Consider the following 22,319-nt stretch of genomic DNA (forward strand, 5'->3'; position numbering starts at 1 on the left):
TGATGATCAGGGCTTCGATGGCGCGTTCTCCAGGTCGACGGATACCCCGAATTCGTCGGTGGCCAGGGGCGGCGAAGTCGGTGAGGTGTCGTCAGAGTCCGCCAGCAGCGGCTTCAGGCCGCGGCTGATGGCCGCTTTGGCCAGCGCATGGCCGGCGGCAGGGCTGCTGAAGAAAAGCAGCAGCCCGATCATCACCAGCTTTACCGTGACCAGGGTCAAGCCGGCCTGTAGCATCAGCCCGAGCAGAACCAGTCCGGCGCCGAGTGTGTCGGTGACGCTGCCGGCGTGCATGCGCGTGTAGAAATCTGGCATGCGCAGCAAACCCAGCGCGCCGATGCAGCAGAACAGGCCCCCTGCGAGCAGGCAGGCCCAGCTCAGGCCGTCGATCAGCAGGCTGGTCATCGTTTCGCCTTTCCCTCGCGGCTGGGGTCGGCGACATTGCCGTAGCGAAAAAACTTCAGCACGGCAACCGTCCCGATGATATTCAGCAGGCCGTACACCAGAGCCAGGTCGAGGAACTCCGGCCGCCCGGTGAGAAAGCCGATCACGGCCAGCAACAGCACCGTGCAGGTGCCGATGACGTTGGTCGCCAGCAGGCGGTCGAAGACGGACGGACCGAGCACCGCCCGTAGCAAAGCCAGACTGACCGCAAGCAACAGCAGCACGGTGACGGCGGAGAACATCAGCGGGATCCCTCGAGCCGGGTAACGCGACGGTCCATCTCGCTGCCTGCCAGGCTAGCGGCGCCTTCCGCGCTCAGCGCGTGCACCAGCATTTCGCTTCTCTCGACTTCGACGGTGATCGTACCCGGGGTCAGGGTGATCGAGTTGGCATGGATGACCAGGCCCAGCTCGCTGGTCTGTGAAGGTTGGAAGCGGACCAGCGTCGGCGAGATCGGCAGACGTGGATCAAGGATGCGCCGGCTGACGTCCCAGGCCGAGACGACGATTTCCTTGAGCAGCCAGGGCCAGTAGGTAAATAGCGCCCGCCAGCCGAGGTGTGCCGGATGTCCTTCGCGGTCGATGACGTCCATGCGGTGCGCGAAGAGCAGCACACACAAGGCGCCGACAGCGCCGGCGGAAATCAGAAAAGGCGTGTAGAAGCCCGACAGCAGCAGCCAGAAAGAAAACAGGGCCACGAAAGCACTCAGGGAATAGAACACGGGGAATCTCCATCGCCACGTTCAGGGGGACGCGCCGTTGACCGCGGCGCCTGATTGACGAGCCCATCTTAAGCAGCGCAACAGCGTTTGAAAATTCGGGCTCCCGCGTACGCTTGCCCGCACCTGGCGGGTCCCTGTGCAGCCCTGTGCCGGCGCGGATCGCCCGACGTCGCTAGGTGTTTCACGTACGCAGACGGACCAATTACCGTGGCGCCGGTCTTGGTGCACAATGGCTGCTCCTTGGAGCGAATCGAGCGGGATGACGCGATGACCACCGCAAGCCGACTGGGTTTGAGCGATGCGCTGCTGTTGATCGTCGGCTACGTCGCGCTCGACTGGATGAGTTTCTTCCATCCCCTGCATGGTTCCTACATCACGCCCTGGAATCCGGCCCCCGCGCTGGCTCTGGTGTTCATGCTGCGCTATGGTTGGCGAGCCGCGCTGCCGCTTGCCCTGGCGGTGCTGCTGGCGGAAATCTGGGTCCGCAGCCTGCCCGCTGCGTGGCCCGCCTCGGTCGCCATTGCCGCCATGCTGGCGCTGGGGTATGGCGCTATCGGTGGCATCCTCAGGCGGCGGATCGGTGGGCTGGGCATCTTTTCGGACCGCTCCGGCATGCTGCAGTGGGCGGGCATCGTCGTCGCCGGCACCCTGCTGACCAGCCTCTGTTTCGTGCTTGCCCTGGTCTGGCTCGACCTGGTACCGGGCGCCGGGTGGCGCGAGGCGGTGGGTCACTACTGGATCGGCGACGGCGTCGGGATTCTGGTGTCGATGCCGCTGCTGTGGATGCTGTTCGACGAGCGCGGCCGGGTGCTGCTGCTGGCTGCCGTCAAGCGACCGGACACGCTGGGCTATGTGCTGGCGGCGGCGGCGGCCATGTGGGTGGTGGTCGGCGTTGATGCCGAGTCGGACTTCAAGTACTTCTACCTGCTGTTCCTGCCGATCATCTGGGCGGCGGCGCGGGAAGGTCTGGCGGGCGCGGTATTGAGCGCGGCGGTGATCCAGGTCGGCATCATCGTCGTCGTCCACCTGCAGGGTTTCTCCGCCGTGACGGTACTGGAGATCCAGGTGGTCACCGTGGTCCTGGTCCTCGCCGGCTTCTTTATCGGGGTGGTGGTCGACGAGCAGCAGCGCATCAGTGCCGAGCTGCGCCACACCCTGCGCCTCGCCGCTGCGGGAGAAATGGCCGGGGCGCTGGCGCACGAGCTGAATCAGCCGATCACCGCCTTGTCCGCCTATGGGTCGGCTTGCGAGGAGCTGCTGGCCCGCGGTGAAACCGGTGAGCGGCTGAAGGCAACCATCCGGCTGATGGTCGCCGAATCGTATCGAGCCGCCGAGGTCGTGCGCCGACTGCGCGATTTCTTCCGCTCCGGCACCACCAGGCTGGAAGCGGTTCCCCTGCAACAGCTGCTGGCCGTCGCCACCACGCCGTTTGCCGAGCGTGCCGCCAAGGCCGGCGTCAAGCTTACTCTGGGGTCGATCCCGGAAGGCGTTCTGATGGTCGACCGGCCGCAGCTGGAAGTCGTCCTCCGCAATTTGCTGGCGAATGCCTTCGACGCCGTTGCCGAGCAGCCGACCGGCGCACGCACGGTAAGTCTCACGACGCTGCTGGAAGGCGACGACCGGATCTGCATCAGGATCGAGGACAATGGCCCGGGCTTGAGCGGCCAGGCGGCGTCACGGCTTTTCGAACCCTTCAACTCGACCAAGTCAAGCGGGCTCGGACTGGGGCTGGCGATCAGTCGCGCGATCGCCGAGGCGCACGGCGGCAACCTCTGGGCGGAGGTCGGTGATAACGGTGTTTTCAGGCTGGTGCTGCCGTTCGAAGGAAGACCTTCACATGTCTGATCTGACGGTGTTCATCGTCGACGACGACGCTTCCGTGCGCGATTCTCTGGGCCTGCTGCTGGGCCTGCGCGGCTATCGCACGGCGATCTTTGCCGACGCCGAAAGCTTCCTCCAGGCCCTGTCGCCAGACTGGCGCGGCTGCATTCTGCTCGATATCCGGATGCCGGGCATGGATGGTCTGGCTCTGCAGCGACGCCTGCTCGAACTCGGCTGCAGCCTGCCGGTCATCCTCATTACCGGCCACGGCGACGTCGAATCGGCGCGCAACGCTTTCAAGGCACAGGCCGCCGACTTCCTCGAGAAGCCGCTCGATCAGGCCAGGCTGATGGCGGCGATCGACGACGCCCTGTCGAAATTCCGCGTGAGCAGCTACGAGAGCGACCAGCGCAGCCGCTTTGCCGGGCTGCTGGCGACGCTGACGCCGCGCGAACGCGAAGTCATGGAGCTGATCGTCGCGGGCGGCCACAACCGCGACATCGCCGACGAGCTGGGCATCAGTCCGCGCACCGTCGAAGTGCATAAGGCGCGAGTGATGCAGAAGCTGAATGTCGACAGCGTCGCGCAACTGGTCAGGTATAGCCTGGGGAGCGACTGAAGAAGGGCTCTCTGGGCGCGATGCGGAGTCGCTGGCACCCGAAGCCGAGCGCCAGCCTGGCCCTCTGGTCGACCCGGGAACAGGCAGCAAGATGCACCACCATGGTTCTTGCCCAGTTCAGCTGACGCGCGTTCGTTTCGCGGTCGCGGTCGGGTGTCGCCTGCAACAAGGGTGGCTGGTTCGCGGCGAGCGGCTGCATCGCTCTCCTGGGCGTCTTACTACTAGACCAACGTGATTGGCAGTTGCAGCAAGGGTCGTTCCGGGTCGATCTCCCTGCTTTTCGCCGCCTGGCCGAGAACACTTGCGAAGGCCTGAATACGCCGTGGAATCTCGACACCGACAGCAGCGTCAAAGTACTTTACGGCCATCTGGGGGCGGATTCTGCCGGTCCAGGCCAGGTGACTGCTCTTGCAGCGGCGGATTGTGCTGAAATCAGTCTGACAAAGCATGACGTTTCGGTTAGGATTTGCACCTTTCATCGTTACGAACACCCGTACGCAAAGCTCATCGATCACCGCAGCGGTCGCCGTGTGCGGCGTTTGCGCGTCGACGTGATGTGCTCCGCCTGGCGACGGCCCGGAAGGTCGCCAGAAAGTGCAGAGTCCGTTCATTGCAGCCAACCCGAAGGAAAAGGATCATGCCGCTGTCGTCCCGTGTGTTGTTGGCCATCATGGCGCTCTTTTTTCCTCTGGCGGCGCTCGCTTCCGGAGCGATCGACTCGCGGACGCTGGACCTGACCAGCCACTGGGCCGGTTTCGCCGGTCTGGCCGTTTTCTTCATTGCCTACGCCCTGGTCATCGCCGAGGAAAACCTGCACCTGCGCAAGTCCAAGCCGGTGATGGTCGCAGCGGGCATCATCTGGGCCCTGGTGGCGATCGTCTATGCCCAGCACGGTGACGCGCATACCGCCGAGGTGGCGGTGCGCCACAATCTGCTGGAATTTGCCGAGCTGTTCCTCTTCCTGCTGGCGGCAATGACCTACATCAATGCCATGGACGAGCGCGGTGTTTTCGATCTGCTGCGCGTCAAGCTGGTGACGCAGGGTTACTCCCTGCGCACCATCTTCTGGATTACCGGCGGTCTGGCCTTCGTCATCTCCCCGGTCGCCGACAATCTGACCACCGCTTTGTTGATGGCCACGGTGGCCATCGCCGTCGGCGGCAGCAACAAGAAGTTTGTCGGCGTCGCCTGCATCAATATCGTCGTTGCCGCAAATGCCGGCGGTGCTTTCTCACCCTTCGGCGACATCACCACGCTGATGGTCTGGCAGAAGGGGCTGGTCCAGTTTGGCGAGTTCTTCCATCTGTTTGTCCCGGCAGTGGTGAACTGGCTGGTTCCCGCGGCCATCATGAGCCTGGCCATCGGCAATTCATCACCCGATCCGGTCAAGGAACAGGCAGTGCTACAGCATGGTGCCTTTGTCATCGTCGGCCTGTTCTTGTTCACCATTGTCATGGCGGTGTGCGCCCATAACTTCCTGCACCTGCCCCCGGTGATGGGCATGATGACCGGCCTGGGTGTGCTGAAGTTCTACGGCTACTATCTCAAACGGCGTCAGCACTTCCTCCCGCAGGTTTCGTACCAGGATTTTTCCGACACGGCAATGGCGACGGAAGGTGAGCAAGCAGCCAAGCCGACACACAGCGAGGTCGCCCAGTACAACATCTTCAAGTCACTGGAACGCGCCGAGTGGGACACCTTGATGTTCTTCTACGGCGTCATCCTGTGCGTCGGCGGACTGGGCACCATGGGCTATCTGTCGCTCGGTTCGGAACTGATGTACGGCCAACTCGGTGCGACGACGGCGAACATCCTGGTCGGTCTGCTTTCTGCCGTGGTCGACAACATTCCGGTGATGTTCGCCGTGCTGGCCATGCGACCGGATATGGACGTGGGCCAGTGGCTGCTGGTAACGCTGACCGCCGGCGTCGGCGGCTCGCTGCTTTCGGTGGGTTCGGCCGCCGGTGTCGCCGTCATGGGACAGGCGCGTGGCGTCTACACGTTCTTTTCCCACCTCAAGTGGACCTGGGCCATCGCGCTGGGTTACGTGGCCAGTATCTGGGTGCACTTCCTGCTCAACGGGAAGATGTTCACCTGATCGCTGCCGCCCGTTGATGGTGGCCGGCGGGCGCAGGCGGCACGGTCTTGTGGCGCCTGCCAGCTGCTAGCGGTTTCCCGCGCCGACGATTGCGGCCGCCGCCACGAAAGCGTCATCCAGTCCTTCCACGGCCTCGATCAGTCGCCTGATTTCGCCAGTCCCGTGCAGCGCCCGCAAGGGTGCAGCGAACTGCGGTACGAACTCCGCTAACAGCCGCTCCCGCTCGGTCGCCCACTGCTCTAAAACCAGGGTTTGCGCAAGATACGCGAGGATGTTGGCGCTGTCGTTCTCGACCTTGACCGAGTGCAGCACGGCGTTGGCGAGCTGGCCGTTGCCGATGGCGACGAAGGCGCGCTCGAACAGCGACAGCTTGCCGAGGGCGAGCCGTTCGCGCTCGCTATCGACCTCGGCGAGCAGCTCGGCGAGCAGCGACGGGTTGTCGGTCTGGCGCGCGAGGCGCTCGGCGGCGTCGGGATCATCGACGGCGCACAGTGCGCCGACGGCAGCGGCGAAGACCGCTCGCAGCAGATCCGGGTCGTCGAGCTGCGCCTGCTCCAGCGTGGCGGACAGCGCGGCTTCGAGGCGCTGTGGCCAACCGCGCGGGCCGGCCGGCAGCTTGCCGCAAATGTCGATCAGCGCCTGCGCGCGGTCGCCTTCGTTGCCGATCGCCAGCGCCTGGTCGAGGCAGGCCGCCATCACCTGGGCCGCCTCGGCCGGGCAATGGGCTGCGCAGCGCACCACCGCTTCGGCCAGCGCCGTTGCCGCCCGGGCCTGCGCTTCGTTGCTGCCGGCCTGGCGCCCGACGATGTCGGCGAACATGCGGCTGATGTACAGCGCCTGTGGTTTGGCGTTGGCCAGGGTGGCAACGGCGGGCAGCAGCTCTTCCAGCGCCGCGCGAACCACCTCGCAGCCCTGTGGCGCGTCGAGCAGGCAGAGGGCGCCGCGCACGGTGATCGTGTCCTGCGCCTCGGTGAAGCCGGCGGCGAAGTCGCGGAAGCCTTCTGCCAGTGGCAGCAAACCTTCGCCAAGTGGCTCGGCGACTTCGGCCAGCTGCACGATGACCCTGGCGAAAGCGTTGGCGCTGATCGCGTAGCCATGCGCACGCAGCGCGTCGAACCACTCCAGCAGCCGCTGGTACTGGCTGGCAGCCTGATCGACATCGGTGTAGCACAGGCTCGCCGAAACCGTGGCCAGGATCTCGATCTGCTCCTCGACCCGCAGCTCGCCAATCCGCTCGGCAACGAAATTCCCCAGCCGAGTGGCGATCGGCGCGCCGTCTCGCGCCAGCTTGAGGACCAGCGGTGCCACTGCGCGCAGGGCGTCGCCGTAAAGGCTGGCGTCTCGGCGTTTCTCCAGCTCGTTCATCAGCGCCTGCACCCCGGCGTCGCGCTGGCCGGCATCGCCCGACTGGGCGTCGAGCACGAACACCAGGCTGGCCGCGAAGCCACTGACCCAGGTCAGCCGCTGCAACTCGGCCAGCGCCTGGTCGCCGGCCCCGTCCTCGTAGAGGGCGATCGCCAGCAGACGGCGCAGTTCGTCATCGTCGCCTTCGGGCATCTCGGCGAGACACAGCGCGGTCGCCCGGGCCAGTTCGGTGTCGGCTCCCTGGTCGCTACCCGCACCCTGCGTCTGGGCAGCGATGGCGCCAAGCCGGGCCAGGTCAGCGCTGTCTGCCTTGAGGTCGGCTTCCCGGGCCATGGCCATGATCCGCCCGCGTATCGCGTCGCGGGCCGGCAGCTCGGCCGCGAAAGCCCTTGCCGTCTGGCGCAGCAGCGTCACCAGCGCATCGATCCGCTCGCTGTCGCTCAGTGTCGCGGTGAGCTCAAGCGCCCCGTCCCAGTCGCCGGTGGCGGCAAAGGCGCTCGCCAGCGACGCGGTGAATAGCTCGCGATTGATCGCCATTTGGTGATACGACGGGTCGCTCAGATCCCTGGCGGTGGCCAGCCACCCGGGCAGCTCGGCGGGAAAGAATTCGCCCAGGGCGTCGACCGCGTAGCTGACGATGCGCGCCCCTTCGACGGGGTCGCTCTGCCAGCAGCGTTCGATCAGTGTCAGCGCGCGCTCCTGGTCGCCCAGGCGGCAGAGATCGGGAACGATTTCCGACAGCGCCACGCCAGCGTAATCGCCGATCGACTCGGCCAGATAGAGTTCGGCGAAGCGGCAGAGCAGCGCGACCGCGTCTGCACGCTGCGCACACGCTTCCGGACGCCAGCGGCGCAGCAGTGCGATCAAGGGGTTCTTGCCCAGCGAGCCGTGCTCGAGCAGCACCGATCCCTGCCCGGCGAGGTCTTCAAGCGCCGGCAGGACCTGCTCGGGCGCCAGGCTCTGCAGTGCCGGCAGCAGGCTGGCAAGGACGAAAGCGCGGTCGGCGGCGGACTCGATGCCCGTCAGCGCCGTCTGGGCTCGAGCGAGCAAGGCGCTGGCCAGGTCACGGTCGGGCGCCGATGTGCGCAAGGCAGTGGCGATGGCGCCGAGGCCGGCTGCCCGCAGCACCGGGTCATCGGCATTTTCGGCGAAGGCTATCGCCTGGCGAATCAGCGACGCGCGCTGCGGCTCGGGCAGGCCGCGTCCGACCGGCAACAGTGCCGCCAGCTTCTCCAGCACCTGATACTGCTCGTTGACCCGGCGGACCAGCGTCAGTTGATCGATCACCTGCAGCAGCAGGGTCGCCGCGCGCAGCTCGTGCTCGTCGGCGCCGGCCTGGTGCCTATCGAGCAGCCGGGTCGCTACCGCCAGCAGCGGGTCGATCGCCCGTCCGTTGGCTTTACCCAGGGCGGCGAGGCAGGCCAGCGTGCGTTCGATCTCGCCGCGTGCCGTCCACGCCTGGTAGATCTCGTCGGGGAAACCGAGCATCAGCTCGCGTGCGGTCTGCCGCGCGACGACCAGCGCCAGCACGCGCGGATAGTCAGGTGCTGGCGCCGCGAGCTGTGCTCGGGCGGCACGGTCGAGGTCGGCAATCAGCGCGCCGAAGCTGCGCAATACCGACCAGTGGGCAGCGATCCACTCGCCGGTGAACAGCTGGACCAGCTCGTCGAGGCGGTCGGCTTCGGCCAGGTGGCTGGCGAGGAACGACAGGGCGTAGGGGCTGCGATGCTCGCGCCAGCGCAGGCAGTAGTCGAGCAGGCGGCTGCGGTAGTCGTTGATCTTGCCGATCCGCCGCGGGTCGGCGACGTAGTGTCGCAGGCGCGGGTGGGCCAGGCCGTAGCGGCCGCCGCTGTCCTGCCGTACCAGCCGGCGCACGCGCGCCAGCACCTGCTCGAAGAAATCACCGGCCCAGTCGTCGCGCAGGCTGGCGTTGAGCGCCTCCAGGTCGCTGCGCGCGATCGGGCCGACGGCGGCGGCCAGGGTGCCGAAGAGATCGCGCAGCGGCGCGTCGCCGGCGAGCTGGACGATCTGCTTCCACCAGCGGTCGAGATAGGCGTCGAGCCCTTTCGGCTGCTCGGCGATCTGCGCGGGCGAGAGTAGCGCATTGGCCACGTCTTCGGCGAGGAAGCGGACATAGAACGGGTCGGCGCCGAGCGCCGGGTCATTCTGGTAGGCGGCCTGCTCGACAATGTGGCCGATCAGCGTCGGGTCGCCGGCAATGCGCTCGCCGGCTTCGCCCAGCCCGGCAAGTAGGCTGCGGATTTCGTCGCCCTGGAGGCCGCCGAGGGGTAATGCCGTGAGCTGGTCGGCGGGCAGGCCATAGTCACTGCGCCAGTCCTGGCCGATGTCGCGCACGCTGACGATGAGGTGCAGATGGGCGGGCAGGCGGCGGCTGAGGTAGGGCGCGAGCTGCCACTGCGTGACCTCGTCGAGACCGTCGAGCAGCAGCACCTGCTGCTGTTCCAGCGGCGTGTCGACGAACTCCTGGTACAGGGCGCGCAGCTCGTTGAGCGTTTCCGGCAGCTCGGCGTGGTGGCCGTGCCAGGCGGCCATCTGCTGCACGACGTTCTGCAGGAAGAACTTCTCGTCCAGCGTCTGGTCGCCGTAGACCGGCGCAAAGAAGTGATAGGCGAAAGCCTCGGGAGTGGCGGCGACGAGGTTGGCGATCAGCGCCGTCTTGCCGAAGCCGGGCGGCGCGGTGATCGCCAGGTAGCCGCCGTGGTCGCTGGCCGCGAACTGCATGATGCGTTCGAACACTTCCCGGCGGCCGGCGAAGAGGCGCGTGCGATCGTCGATCAGCGGCTTGAAGAGCGCCCGCAACGGTGCGCGCAAGCGAATCGGCAGGTAGCCGCGGCCACGGTAGACGTCGAAATCGAGACCGCTACCGACCAGCACGCCGGCGGTCGGGGCCAGCGCTGCCGGCATCCCCGGCACGGCGGCCAGCAGCCGGACCAGTTCGTCGAGCTGCACCTCGTACTCGAAGTTCTTGCCGCGCAGCATCAGGGCGTCGCAGGCGGCGAGGCCCTGCAGTGGCGCCGGCAACTGCGCCGCTTCGGGCACCGGCGTATCGTCGAACAGCACCGGGATCACCTTGCGCCCCAGTTGCAGCGCGTGCGCGATCTCCTGGCGGACGAAATCGTCCGCGCTGTCGAGCCGGCGCCGGCCAGCGGCGTCCTTCGCCTCCAGCCAGCCGGGAGCGATCAGTGCCAGCAGAACGCGGCAGGCGTCGACGCCTTCGCGCAGCCGTTCGGGAAAGACCGCGCCGGCTTCGATCGATGCACGGTCGAAGAATATGCCCTGCTTGTCGAAGCGTCGGCAAAGGTCGCGGTAGAGCGCTCGCGCGTGCCCCGCCGCGTCGCTGCGGCGGTAGCTGATGAACAGGTCAACGGGCGTGTCGGGCATCGGGCCTCATCGCTGTCGGTCAGTTGTCAGGAGCGGGCGTGCTGCCTGCGGCCATAGCGCTATTCGATCGCCCTCACTGGCGACGCTCCAGCGCCAGGCGAACGCCCAGGCCGACGAGAATGACGCCGCTGGACCGGTAGAGCCACAACAGGGCCGTCGGCTGCCGGCGCAGCCAGCCGGACAGCATGCCGGCGCAGAGACCGACCGGACCCTTGACGCAGAAGGTGAGCAGGGCGAACAACAGGCCGAGCACGAAGATGGTCAGCGTCGGCCGGGTGGCGTTCGGCAACACGAACTGCGGCAGGAAGGCGAAGTAGAAGATGGCGATCTTCGGATTGGAAATATTGGACAAGGCGCCGTCGGCGAACATTCGCGCCATCGAACGGCGCGCCGAGACCGCGACCACGAGTTCGGCGCTCCGGGTTCGGATAAGCCCGATGCCCAGGTAGATCAGGTAGGCGGCACCGACCAGCTTGAGTGCGACGAAGAGCCATTCCGAGGCGCGCAGAATGGCGCCCAGGCCAAGCGTGGCCAGCACGGTGTGGCCAATCAGGCCGACGCTTACGCCGGCGGCAGTGGCGATGCCGGCGGCCGGACCCTGGGCGATCGAGCGCGACATGACGAGAATCATGTCTTGCCCCGGAGTCGCTATCAGGAGCAGCGAGGCGGCAACGAAAAGTAGCCAGGTGGCTTCAGGCATGCGACGCTCCGTGCATCAATGACGGTCGGGCTCACGGCCCGGTTGGCAGCGCATCGGCGCGGCGCAATCAGCGGACCTGCGCCAGTGCCTTGGCGAAGCGATCCTTGTTCATCACGAACTGCGCGCCTGCCGCGGCAGCGGCGGCCTTCGCCGCCTCGAGATTGACCGGCTTCCCGACTTGCACGACGCCGACCATGCCCATCCGGCGGTGCGCCTCGCAGGTGTAAAGGTAGACGCCCTCCTGCTCAAGGGTGACCCGGGTTTCGCGGTCGTAGCCGCTCTTCCAGGGTTTGGCGCCGGCTGGGACGAGCAGGCTTTCCGTCGTATGCCCCTTGCTCGACGGGCTGAAAACCAGCGTGTCGCCGATCTGGGCCTTGACGAACACTGGCTCGAAGGAAAGCGGACCGTCTTTCGACGTGTCGAGCATTTCGATCGCGATGTCGGCGGCGTGCGCGCTGGCGACGCCGAAAGTCAGGCACAGCGCTGCCAGAAAACGCCGGCCCAGCGCTCGCGCCGTGCTCTCGTCCGTTCGACGAGCGAAGAGAAAGCCTCTTGTGGCCGATGCTTGCTGGCGGGCGCACAAGGTGCGAAACAGGTCTTGCCGCAGTTCGCGCTGGGTCATGTCTTTCACCTCCGGTTGTGGTGTGCTGATACGCTTTCGGACATCGTGCCCCGGGCAAGGTTGCGGGCTTGGCGCCGTGGACTGCCCGCGACCGGGGAGGCTTGATGCCGATCCCGGCCACACCGGCAAGTTGCCGGCAAGCTCGGCGTCCTCATGGCCCTGGCTTGCAGCGCATCGGCGGGTGGCCGCGCCCCCAGACGATCATCGCCTCACCCTGGTGTTCCCACAGCGACTCGTTGCGACTCTGGTATTTGGTGCCGCTGGCGCTTGGTTGGGCAAACATCAGCGTGCTCTTGTCGCCACGCTTGGCGATCAGGGTCGGCGGGTCGGTGGGGAAGAAGCTGACCACGACTTCGCTCGCCCGTGAACCTTCGCAGCGATAGCTGACCGGGCCGTTGGCGGCTACCAGGCCATAGGTCGCCTGCAACTCGGCGATCCGCCAGCGGTAGCTCTTGTCGACGCACTGCTGCCGATTGCGGCTTTTCCAGCAGTCATTGCGTTCCCGCAGCCATCCGCGCTGCGATGCCTTCAACAGCGATGGGCGTTCGTCGACAGCCCTGGCTTGGGCCTCGGCAAGCACCTGCGTCATCTTGCTGTTCAGTGCGGACAGGCCTTCGTCCTTGCAGACCAGTTCGTCGATACTGCCGCTAGGCAGTTTTCGGCAGTCGAGGGGCGGTACCGGGGCTGGTTCGGGGACGCTGGCCCAGCCGAAAGGCGCGAAAAGGAGGGCCGCTGAACTGAATATGACGCTGAACCGGTAGCTGCTCATGGTGGTTCTCCCGTAGTCCTGTTGCCGGCGGCCATCGCGCGCTCTGCCGATGCGTTTGACGGCACCGGCCGCCCGCTTTTCGCTGTCGGAAAGCGGGCCCGCCGCTGCCGTCGCCAAGCGCTTGCCGGGACGAAAGGTGATTGTCCGCCGAGGCGACGCTGTTTGACAAGCTGGCGTCTGCTCCTCGCTCCGTATCAGCCACGCACGGACTGCGCCACCGCGCGATATTTCCCCCAGGCGCTCCAGCTGAAAACGAGCAGGCCAAGCCAGATCAAGGCGAAGCTGAGCAGCTGCCCACTGCGTAGCGGCTCGCCAAAAATCCACACCGCGGTGACCAACTGCAGCGTCGGATTGATGTACATCAGCATGCCCACGGCAGCCAGGTCGAGCCGCTTGGTGGCGGCGGCGAAGGCGATCAGCGGCAGGGCGGTGATCGCCCCGGCGCTGATCAGCAGGAGCGTGGTGGCCGGGTCGTGGCCGCCGAACACGAGATGGCCGTGCTGTTCCTGCCACAGGGCGTAGGCGCCGCAGACGGGCAGCATGGCCAGCGTTTCCAGCCACAGGCTGGAGAGGGCGTCGACCGGTAGTTGCTTGCGCACCAGGCCGTAGGTACCGAAGGTGCCGGCCAGGATCAGCGAGACCCACGGCAGCTCGCCGAGGGCGATGATTTCGTTGGCCATCGCCAGCAGGGCCAGGGCGACCGAGATCCATTCCAGCCGGTTGAGCCGCTCCTTGAGGACGACCAGAGCAAGCACGACGTTGACCAGTGGGGTCAGGAAATAGCCGAGGCTGGAGGCAAGGACCTGCTGGTTGGCGACCGCCCACAGGAAGACCAGCCAGTTGCTGCCGATCAGCAGCGCGGCAAGCGCCAGCATCGCCAGGTGGCGCCAGGTCCGGAAAACCGCGCCGACCTTGCTCCATTGTCGGCGCAGGGTCAGCAGCAGGCCGACAAAAACGCAGGCCCATACCGCACGATTGCTCAACACGTCCATTGGCGAGACGTGCGACAGCTGCCGGAAGAAGAGCGGGAAAAAGCCCCACATGCCATAGGCCAGCAGCCCGAACCCGATACCGGACAACTGGCGGTCGGTGCTCATCGGCTCAGGGCTCCGGGCGCAGGATGTCGAGCGTTGCCGAGCGGTAGTCGCGCCGATAGAGAACGATCAGGATGCTCAGCGAAAGCACGCCGAGAGCCACTGGACTGAGCAGCCAGCCAGACGCCGCCAGGCCGAAGTAGTAGGCGCGGATGCCGCGATTGAAATCATCACCGGCCAGGTTGTGGGCGCCGGCCACCCGGCGCGCGTAGCGTTTGATTTCCGGATCTTCGCGCTGGCCCATCGGTGCCGCGCCGATCAGAATCGACAGCAGGTTGAACTGGCGCAGGGCCCAGGTGAACTTGAAGTAGCCGTAGACGAAGCTGGCCAGCACCAGCATCAGCTTGATTTCGAGCAGTTCGCGGCTGCCGGCACTGCCGAGCGTCAGGTCGGCGGAAAAGCTCAGCAACTTGTCGGCTGCGCCCATCGCGGCAACCAGGCCGGCGATGATGTAGATGGTGGTGTTGGCGTAGAAAGAGACGCTGCCCATCAGGTTGCCGATCAGCGCCGCATCGCTCATGCGCAATTCGCGCTCGAGCATGCACTTGGCCCATTCCTGCCGGTAGCTGTGCAGATGCCCGATCAGACCCTTGCAACACCAGCGACTATGCTCGGAAAACCAGGTGTAGCCTCCCCAGCAAAGCAGGAAAGTTGACAGGGCCAGCCAGTCGACGGTCGATAGATTCTGCAGCGCGCGCATCGACTCATCTTGCCACAGAATGCGGCGCCGACAGGCTGCGCTCTAGTCGGAAGTGGCCACTGTGGCCGCAGTGAGTTTTCCGAGTAGCCAGTAGCTGAGCAGAAATGCGCCGATGTGGTAAGCGCTGTTGAACAGCAGGCCGTGGCCGGCGTAGATCAGCACCGTCAGTGCCAGGTAGAGCAGTAGCGAGGCGGCGAGCAGCAAGCGCCGCCCGAGCGGTCGCATGGCCGGCCGAAACAGGCGAAGCCCGCCACCCGCGGCGGCCATGGCGACCATCAGCAGCCACTGCAGCAGGGGATCCAGACCGCGCACGTGCACCCCCTCGAGCAGGTTGTTGACCATGTCCGCGTGCAACTCGACGCCGTGACGCCATTCCGAACCCAGCCCGCGGAGAACCTGGAACTGGTCGCTGCCTGTGCGCCCGTCGCCGATCAGGATGATCTTGCCGGCGAACTGGCCGCTGGCAATCGTCGCTGCCGGTCCGCTGATCTGCTCATAATCGAAACGTCGCGGTGGCTCCCGCCAGGCCTGAATCGGCGCCAGCCGAATCAGCATCGCGGCCACCAGGTCGCCGTCAGCCAGCAGCGGGCAATCATTGCGCACTTGTCCGGAGCGGTCGGCGCGTGTTCTGGCGGGCTGCAGCGGCCCTTGCCAAAGCACCTTGCCGGCGTCGCTGACCACCGTCAGTTCCCGGATTCTGTCGTCCACGGCGAGCGTCATGCCGCCAGCCGCCAGCGTGCCGATGGCGCTGAACTTGCCGGTGACCGGATCGACGCGCGGCTTCTCCAGCGTGCTGGCGGCGGCGAGCCGCAGCGCAGCGATCGGCGCCACCGAGGCATAGCCGAGCCGGCCACCGACACAAAGCAGCCCCCAGGTGTCGGTGGCCCCGGCCAGGCCGGGGATAGCCGCGGGCTGCTGGTCGATCAGGCGATTGACGCCGACGATTACCCGCGTTCCGCGCTGGCGGGCGCGGCTGATCGCCGCGACCAGCTCGCCGTCGGCCGCACTCGACTGCTCGAAGTAGACGTCGAAGACGATGGCTCTGGCACCGGCATCGACCAGCCAGTCAACGACGCGGGCGTGTTCGCGGCGCCAGCCCGGTCCGAAGCTACCCAGGCGGGCTTCCGATTTCTGATCGAAGCTGACGATCACGATGTCCTTGCTCACCGGCACGCTGGCGATCAGGTCGCCGAGGGCCATGGTATAGCTCTCGAGGCGCGTATCGATGCCGAGCGCGTCGAACAACTGCACCCAGGCGAAAAACGCCATCAGCAGCGCGACACTGCCGGCGGTAACCCGTCGCCACTTGCGCCAGCGTTCGCTGTTCATCAGTTGGGCGAACTGGCCGAGCAGCGAGGGTCGGTGCTCGATGCTGCGGATCAGCGCGTCGAGGTCGAACTGAAAGCGCGTGTCGTCGAGTTCATGCGCCTGGTGGCGGGCGAGCGCGCCGATTGCCGCCGGCAGTTCCTTCGCATCGGGCATCGTCGCGCCGCCAACCAGCACGGGGATCAGACGTTTGCCCTGTTTGAGTGCCGCGGCGAGTTCGTAGCGTACGAAATCGTCGGGCTGATCGAGTCGTCGGCCCTGCTCGTTGTGCGCGGTCAACCATTCCCGGCTGATCAGCGCGATAACGACATCGCTGGCCTTGATCCTGGCGTCAAGGATGGCGACGAAATCGTCGCCCGGTGCGATCTGGCCGATATCCATGAACACGCGATCGGCGCCGAAGTGCTCGCTCAGGTGATCGTACAGCCGTCCGGCGTAGGCGACGCTGTCTTCGCGGCGATAGCTGATGAACAGCCTGGGGCCGTCGTTCTCCACGGGCGAAGCGCTTGCTTTCAGCCTTGCGCCAGTGGATGCGAGAAGCGCCGCCAGCCTGGACAGCGGCCGCTGCGTCGCCGCCGACCGCGCTGGCCACCCCGGTCGATCATCACTGCTCGCGGCGTGGTGCGCGCGCCGGGGGTTGCCGGCCGACATCATCGTCTCCCGGCGATCCCATGGTCGCTGCGCCGACGCCGATGGCGAATATTCCTCCGATCAGCGCCGCCGTGCCAAGGTTGGAGCGGTTGGGCGCCAGTGCATCGAGCTCGCGTATGCGTTTGCGGATGTCCTCGACTTCGGCGTAACTCACCTGCCCGACTTCGACCAGGTTCGGGCCGGCCAGCCACGCCGCCTGCCCGGCCCCTATCGAGGTTCTGGTCCAGCGCCCGCTATTGGACGTCACGCCGACGCGGTCTTCGGCGACGACGACCCTGACTCGCTGCTCGGGGTCAACCCGAACCAGGTACTCGGTGCCTTCCGAACCCGCCGTCGCATACTCGGTCTGCACCGCGAAGTAGCCCTTGACCTTGACCAGAACCTCGCCGATGAAGACGAAAATCGAGCCCAGCCTGACATGGGTGTTCGGCTGAACGTAGACTCTGGCGCCGTCAGCGAAGCTGAGTACGACGGTCGATTGCGCGTTGGTCTGGACCTCGTCGCCGGCTTCCAGGGGCATATTGTGTTTCGCCTGCGAGCGGACACCCTTGCGAATGACATCGACGCCGGCAATCGTGCCGCTGTCGACCAACTGACCGTTCTGAACGACATTGAGGGTAATCCCGGCACAGCCGCCCACCGCCAGGCAGAAAAGGAGGGCCGACGCAAGCCGAAGCCAGTGCACAAGTGCGGGCCCGTCGGAAGTCGTGCTGCTCTGTCTGCTTGCGGCCATGAGAACGCCCTCCATCGCGCTGAAAGTCCTGCGAAACCGCTTGCCTACCGGACGCACGTGGTAAGCAGCGGCTCGTGCCGACCAGGCCGGGGCGAATGGGTCTGATCTCTCTGGCCAGCGAGTGACGTTGTCGACCGAAGAGTTGCGGAACGACATCCCGAGTATATTCAGAGCCGCCAGCAAAGACAAACGCCGCGTTTTTCCGAGCCGGGTGCAGTTTGCCCGGGCAGTCGGCGCAGGTGGGCGCTATGGCCGCCGGATTTTGCTCACGTCCTTCGCGGCACCCGGGGGCAATGGCTGCAGCGGGTGGACAAGCGCGCCGGCTATAATCGGGCTTGCCTCGCCAGAGAATCCCGCCCATGTCTGACCTGCTTGCCCATCTCAACGAACCACAGCTGGCTGCCGTCACGCTGCCGCCGCAGCACGCGCTGATTCTCGCCGGCGCCGGTAGCGGCAAGACACGGGTGTTGACCACCCGCATCGCCTGGTTGATCTCCACAGGGCAGGTCGGAGCGCCGGGCATCCTGGCGGTGACCTTCACCAACAAGGCAGCGAAGGAAATGCAGGCCCGCCTCGCGGCGCTGCTGCCGATCAATACCCGCGGTATGTGGATCGGCACCTTTCACGGCCTGTGCAACCGCTTCCTGCGCGCCCACCACCGCGAGGCAGGGCTGTCGGCACAGTTCCAGATTCTCGATTCGTCGGACCAGCTGGCGGCGATCAAGCGCCTGCTGAAGAATCTCAATATCGACGACGAGAAATATCCACCGCGCGAGCTGATGCACTTCATCAACGCACACAAGGAGCAGGGAATTCGTGCGGCGCAGGCCGAGGCTTTCGACAGCTATACCAGCCGCCGCGTCGAACTGTATGCCGAGTACGAAGGGCAGTGCCAGCGCGAAGGGGTGGTCGACTTTGCCGAGTTGCTGCTCCGTTCGTACGAACTGCTGCAACGCAACGAGCCGCTGCGCCATCACTATCAGGCACGCTTCCGGCACATCCTGGTCGACGAGTTCCAGGACACCAACCGCCTGCAGTATGCCTGGCTGAAGCTGCTCGCCGGACACGCTGCTGTCAAGTCGGAGTCGGGCGGTGCCTGCCTCTTTGCCGTCGGTGACGACGACCAGTCGATCTACGCCTTTCGCGGCGCCGAGATCGGCAACATGCGTGATCTGCAGCGTGAATTCGAACTGCCGAACGTGATTCGCCTGGAGCAGAACTATCGCTCGCACGGCAACATCCTCGACGCCGCCAATGCGCTGATCAAGCAGAATCGCGGTCGCCTTGGCAAGAACCTGTGGACCGAAGCCGGCGCCGGCGAACCGATCCGGGTTTTCGAGGCCTATTCGGACATCGCCGAAGCGCGCTTCATCGTCGAGGAGATTTCCGAACTGCTGCGCGACGGGGTTTCTCGCCAGCAGGTGGCGCTGCTGTACCGCTCGAACGCGCAGTCGCGAGTTCTCGAGCACGAGTTGTTCCGGCTCGGCGTGCCGTATCGCGTTCACGGCGGGTTGCGCTTCTTCGATCGACAGGAAATCAAGCACGCGCTGGCCTATCTTCGTTTGCTCGCCAACCCCGACGACGATACGGCGTTCGCGCGGGTGGTCAATTTCCCAACGCGCGGGATCGGGCTGCGCAGCGTCGAAGCGCTGCAGGAGGCGGCACAACAGGTCAATTCGAGCCTCTATAACGCGGCTGCCAGTCTGGCCGGCAAGGCCGGCGCGTCAGTGGCGAAATTCATCCGCCTGATCGAAACCTTGCGCAACGAAACCCGGGACCTTCCCTTGCCGGAGGTGATCGACCGCATCATCGAGCAAAGCGGCCTGCGCCAGCACTACCTGGTCGACAAGGAAGGCCAGGATCGACTGGAGAACCTCGACGAACTGATCAACGCCGCGACCAGTTTTCTGCACGAGGACGACCAGCCCCTGGCCGAGGGCGATAGCGTGCCGGATGGCGGGCCGCTGGCGGCTTTCCTCGCCCATGCTTCGCTCGAAGCCGGCGAGCACCAGGCCGGCGAAGGGCAGGAGGCGGTGCAGTTGATGACCGTGCATGCCGCCAAGGGCCTCGAGTTCGACGTCGTTTTCATCACCGGCCTCGAACAGGGGCTTTTCCCGCACGAAAATGCGGCACAGGAACGCGAAGGACTCGAGGAGGAGCGGCGGCTGATGTACGTCGCCGTGACGCGTGCGCGTCAGCGCCTTTACCTGACGCACGCGCAGACGCGGATGTTGCACGGACAGACGCGGTACTGCCTGCCGTCGAGCTTTCTCGAGGAATTGCCGGCCGAACTGTTGCGCCGGATCAACCGCGGTGTTGCCAGCGAGCCAACGGCTCCGGCAGCGGCCGGCAGTGGCTGGCAACAGGCGCCGTCGGCCAATGGTCTGCGGATCGGCCAGAATGTCCGCCACGCACGCTTCGGCCTCGGGGTGATCGTTGCGGCCGAAGGTGCCGGACCCGAAGCACGGGTGCAGGTCAATTTTGGCTCCGGTGGCGGCATGAAGTGGCTGGCCCTGGAGTACGCCAAGCTGACGCCGGCCTGAAACGACGGTGTGCCGGGGGCTGTTTTCGGCCCCCGTGCACAGCCGCGCAGGCGCGATGGTTAATTGCCCACCGTTTGTGTGGATAAGCCTGTGGACGGTTTGTCGCTCAACGCGGCAAGTCGCAGCGTGGTTCGACTATTTTTTGCGCTTGCTCAAAAAGCGGGCAGCGCACTAGACTATCGGGCCACGTCAGGGAAGGAGATCGTCATGTCTTTTGCCATTCGTATCCGTCAGACCGGTGGGCCGGAAACCATGCGCTGGGAGGAGGTGCAGGACGCCGATCCGGCGCCCGGTGAGGCGCGCGTGCGTCACCAGGCCGTTGGCCTCAACTACATTGACATCTATCACCGCAGCGGCCTTTATCCGCTGTCCCTGCCCAGCGGCCTCGGTCTCGAGGCGGCGGGGGTTGTCGAAGCGGTCGGTGCCGGGGTGACGGAATTGCGCGCTGGCGACCGGGTCGCCTACGCCGGTGGCCCGGTGGGCGCCTACAGCCAGGTGCGTTGCCTGCCTGCCCATCGCCTGCTGAAATTGCCCGAGGCGATCGATTTTCGCACTGCTGCGGCGATGATGCTGCAGGGACTGACCAGCGCCTATCTGCTGCGCCGAACCTATCGCGTGCAGGCCGGTGATGCGGTACTGATCCACGCCGCCGCCGGCGGCGTCGGCATGATCGCCTGCCAGTGGGCCAAGACGCTGGGGGCGACGGTGATCGGCACCGTTTCGAGCGCCGCCAAGGCGGCGCTGGCCGCTGCCCACGGTTGCGACCAGGTGATTGATTACACGCGCGAGGAGGTTGCCCCGCGGGTGCGCGAGATTACCGGCGGCGACGGGGTGGCGGTGGTCTACGATGGCGTCGGCAAGGACACCTTTGCCGGTTCGCTCGACAGCCTGCGCACGCGCGGCATGATGGTCTGCGTCGGTAACGCCTCTGGTCCGGTGCCCCCGCTCGACCCGCTGCTGCTGTCGCAGAAAGGCTCGCTGTTCCTGACGCGGCCGACCCTGATGCACTACACGGCCAAGCGCGATGAACTCGTTGCGCTGGCCGCGGAGCTGTTCGAAGTCGTGGTCTCGGGCAAGGTCCGGATCGAGATCAATCAGACTTACGCGCTGGCCGAGGTGGCCGACGCGCACCGGGACCTGGCAGCGCGAAAGCTTACCGGGTCGACCATCCTGCAGCCGTGACTTTGGCGGCCAGATCTGAGCACTCGTTTGCGCGCGGCAAGCTGGCTACTCGCTGGCGTCTCGGGGTCTTGCGGCGCCCACGGTGGCGGCAGCGGCACTGCCTCCAGCAGCGGTTTTCAGGATGATGGAGCGCCTGCGCCTGAGGCTGGTTGCCGTCCGCTACCTGCTGGCCACCGCCTGGCCGATCATCCTGATCACGGCGATCGGCCTGGTCGTCGCCTATCAGTTCGTCGAGCCCGAGCCGCCGCGCGAGATGACCATCACCACCGGCGGCGAAGCGGGCGCCTACTACGCCTATGCCAGGCGCTACGCGCCGCTGCTGGCCGAAAAGGGAATCACGCTCAAAATCCTGACCTCGGCAGGTTCGCTCGAGAACCTCGCGCGGCTTGATCGGGGTGAGGCCGATATCGCCTTCGTCCAGGGCGGTATCGTGCCGCCGGCGAACGACCCCGACTCGAGTCATCTGCGCTCACTGGGCAGCGTTTCGTACGAGCCGGTGTGGGTCTTCTATCGCGCTGCCCAGCCGATCACCAAGCTCTATCAGCTTGCCGGGCAGCGCATCGCTGTGGGTGAGGAGGGGAGCGGCATCCGCGGGCTGGCACTGCAGCTGCTCGCGGCCAACGACATTCCGCCGCGCAGCCCGAAGCTGCTGTCGATGGGCAGCCTGGCCGCGGCCGAAGCCCTGCAGCAGGGCCAGATCGATGCCGTCTTCATCGTCGCCGCACAGGAAGCGCCGGTGGTGCAGGTACTGCTGCGTTCGCCTGGCCTGCGCGTGCTCAGTTTCGGCCAGGCCGATGCCTATCTGCGGCTGTTTCCCTTCCTGTCGAAGATCGTCTTGCCGCAGGGAGTGGTGAATCTGGTGCGGGATGTGCCGCCGCAAGATACCGTGTTGCTGGCGACCACCGCCAATGTCGTCGTTCGCGACGACCTGCATCCGGCGCTGGCCAATCTGCTGTTGCAGGCGATGACCGAAGTCAACGGCAAGAGCGGCTTTTTCCAGCAGGCTGGCGAGTTCCCGGCGTACAAGGACCAGAGCCTGGCCCTCTCCGACGACGCCAAGCGTTATTACAAGTCCGGGCCACCGTTGCTGCAGCGCTATCTGCCTTTCTGGCTGGCGGTGCTGGTCGAGCGACTGTTCGTCATGGCCCTGCCGCTGGTCATGCTGTCGCTGCCGCTGCTGAAGTTCGCGCCAGCGATCTACAGGTGGCGCGTGCGCTCGAAGATTTTCCGTTGCTATGGTGACCTGAAGTTCCTCGAAAACGATCTGCGCCACGAGTACGATCGACAACGCCACGCGGAGTATGTCGGTCGCCTCGATCGCATCGAGGACGACGCCAACACACGCAACATCCCACTGGCTTTCACCGATCTGCTTTACACTTTGCGCGAGCACATCAACCTGGTTCGCAACAAGCTTCAACAGCTTGACACGACCCATGACAAGGAAAATAGAGGATGAAATCCTTCCTGATTGCCAATCCCAAGGGGGGTTCCGGAAAATCGACACTGGCGATCAATCTGGCCGGGCACCT

18 protein-coding genes are annotated in these 22,319 nt (G+C 65.8%); 6 read left to right on the plus strand and 12 right to left on the minus strand.

What is annotated here, in order from left to right:
- Positions 1 to 6 precede the first annotated feature (6 nt).
- The 3 genes from mnhG to RUW20_RS12375 are packed head-to-tail and all read right to left on the minus strand — an operon-like array spanning position 7 to position 1,162.
- Complete coding sequence (gene mnhG / locus RUW20_RS12365; RefSeq protein WP_313952535.1) at positions 7 to 402, minus strand: monovalent cation/H(+) antiporter subunit G; 396 nt, start codon at positions 400 to 402, stop codon at positions 7 to 9.
- Positions 399 to 683: a monovalent cation/H+ antiporter complex subunit F gene (locus tag RUW20_RS12370; protein ID WP_313952536.1), complete on the minus strand. Its 285-nt coding sequence runs from the start codon at positions 681 to 683 to the stop codon at positions 399 to 401. The genes mnhG and RUW20_RS12370 overlap by 4 nt, the downstream gene beginning before the upstream one ends.
- Positions 683 to 1,162 carry a Na+/H+ antiporter subunit E gene (locus RUW20_RS12375; RefSeq protein WP_313952537.1) on the minus strand — a complete coding sequence of 160 codons (480 nt, stop codon included), beginning with the start codon at positions 1,160 to 1,162 and terminating at the stop codon, positions 683 to 685. Before RUW20_RS12375 ends, RUW20_RS12370 begins: the two co-directional genes overlap by 1 nt.
- Positions 1,163 to 1,429: 267 nt before the next feature.
- On the opposite strand from RUW20_RS12375, the gene RUW20_RS12380 reads away from it, so the two are divergent.
- Together RUW20_RS12380 and RUW20_RS12385 are read left to right on the plus strand one after the other, a co-directional pair.
- Positions 1,430 to 3,007 (plus strand): ATP-binding protein, encoded by a 1,578-nt coding sequence (locus RUW20_RS12380; RefSeq protein WP_313952538.1) that lies wholly within the window; start codon positions 1,430 to 1,432, stop codon positions 3,005 to 3,007.
- On the plus strand, positions 3,000 to 3,602 hold the full coding sequence (locus tag RUW20_RS12385) for a response regulator (RefSeq protein WP_313952539.1): 603 nt from the start codon (positions 3,000 to 3,002) through the stop codon (positions 3,600 to 3,602). The genes RUW20_RS12380 and RUW20_RS12385 overlap by 8 nt, the downstream gene beginning before the upstream one ends.
- A gap of 221 nt (positions 3,603 to 3,823) precedes the next feature.
- Here the strand turns inward: RUW20_RS12385 and RUW20_RS12390 are convergent, their stop codons facing one another.
- Entirely contained in the window at positions 3,824 to 3,970 is a 147-nt protein-coding gene (locus RUW20_RS12390) for a hypothetical protein (protein ID WP_313952540.1), read from the minus strand.
- A 269-nt stretch (positions 3,971 to 4,239) separates the two neighbouring features.
- On the opposite strand from RUW20_RS12390, the gene nhaD reads away from it, so the two are divergent.
- Positions 4,240 to 5,700: a sodium:proton antiporter NhaD gene (gene nhaD, locus RUW20_RS12395; protein ID WP_409559354.1), complete on the plus strand. Its 1,461-nt coding sequence runs from the start codon at positions 4,240 to 4,242 to the stop codon at positions 5,698 to 5,700.
- Positions 5,701 to 5,766: 66 nt separating this feature from the next.
- On the opposite strand, the gene RUW20_RS12400 is transcribed toward nhaD, so the two are convergent.
- The 8 genes from RUW20_RS12400 to RUW20_RS12435 all read right to left on the minus strand — a co-directional run bounded on the left by RUW20_RS12400 (position 5,767) and on the right by RUW20_RS12435 (position 17,062).
- Entirely contained in the window at positions 5,767 to 10,467 is a 4,701-nt protein-coding gene (locus RUW20_RS12400; RefSeq protein WP_313952541.1) for a toll/interleukin-1 receptor domain-containing protein, read from the minus strand.
- A gap of 73 nt (positions 10,468 to 10,540) precedes the next feature.
- Positions 10,541 to 11,167 carry a LysE family translocator gene (locus RUW20_RS12405; protein ID WP_313952542.1) on the minus strand — a complete coding sequence of 209 codons (627 nt, stop codon included), beginning with the start codon at positions 11,165 to 11,167 and terminating at the stop codon, positions 10,541 to 10,543.
- Between the two features lie 67 nt (positions 11,168 to 11,234).
- Entirely contained in the window at positions 11,235 to 11,789 is a 555-nt protein-coding gene (locus RUW20_RS12410; RefSeq protein ID WP_313952543.1) for a plastocyanin/azurin family copper-binding protein, read from the minus strand.
- Between the two features lie 151 nt (positions 11,790 to 11,940).
- A complete protein-coding gene (locus RUW20_RS12415; protein ID WP_313952544.1) occupies positions 11,941 to 12,558 on the minus strand; it encodes an MliC family protein in 618 nt (205 codons plus the stop codon).
- Positions 12,559 to 12,752: 194 nt separating this feature from the next.
- On the minus strand, positions 12,753 to 13,655 hold the full coding sequence (gene rarD, locus RUW20_RS12420; protein ID WP_313952545.1) for an EamA family transporter RarD: 903 nt from the start codon (positions 13,653 to 13,655) through the stop codon (positions 12,753 to 12,755).
- A gap of 4 nt (positions 13,656 to 13,659) precedes the next feature.
- Positions 13,660 to 14,352 (minus strand): DUF599 domain-containing protein, encoded by a 693-nt coding sequence (locus tag RUW20_RS12425; protein ID WP_313952546.1) that lies wholly within the window; start codon positions 14,350 to 14,352, stop codon positions 13,660 to 13,662.
- Between the two features lie 42 nt (positions 14,353 to 14,394).
- Positions 14,395 to 16,173 (minus strand): CHASE2 domain-containing protein, encoded by a 1,779-nt coding sequence (locus RUW20_RS12430; protein WP_313952547.1) that lies wholly within the window; start codon positions 16,171 to 16,173, stop codon positions 14,395 to 14,397.
- A gap of 109 nt (positions 16,174 to 16,282) precedes the next feature.
- The gene (locus tag RUW20_RS12435; protein WP_313952548.1) at positions 16,283 to 17,062 is read right to left on the minus strand and encodes a FecR family protein; all 780 of its coding nucleotides are present in this window, start codon (positions 17,060 to 17,062) and stop codon (positions 16,283 to 16,285) included.
- A 359-nt stretch (positions 17,063 to 17,421) separates the two neighbouring features.
- On the opposite strand from RUW20_RS12435, the gene RUW20_RS12440 reads away from it, so the two are divergent.
- From RUW20_RS12440 to RUW20_RS12450, 3 genes are all read left to right on the plus strand, one after another.
- Entirely contained in the window at positions 17,422 to 19,605 is a 2,184-nt protein-coding gene (locus RUW20_RS12440; RefSeq protein WP_313952549.1) for a UvrD-helicase domain-containing protein, read from the plus strand.
- 207 nt (positions 19,606 to 19,812) lie between these two features.
- The gene (locus tag RUW20_RS12445) at positions 19,813 to 20,787 is read left to right on the plus strand and encodes a quinone oxidoreductase (RefSeq protein WP_313952550.1); all 975 of its coding nucleotides are present in this window, start codon (positions 19,813 to 19,815) and stop codon (positions 20,785 to 20,787) included.
- Positions 20,788 to 20,908: 121 nt separating this feature from the next.
- Positions 20,909 to 22,246 (plus strand): TAXI family TRAP transporter solute-binding subunit, encoded by a 1,338-nt coding sequence (locus tag RUW20_RS12450; RefSeq protein WP_313952551.1) that lies wholly within the window; start codon positions 20,909 to 20,911, stop codon positions 22,244 to 22,246.
- The last annotated feature ends 73 nt before the right edge of the window (positions 22,247 to 22,319 follow it).

The sequence above is a fragment of the Accumulibacter sp. genome (assembly GCF_032229525.1).
Lineage (GTDB): Bacteria > Pseudomonadota > Gammaproteobacteria > Burkholderiales > Rhodocyclaceae > Accumulibacter.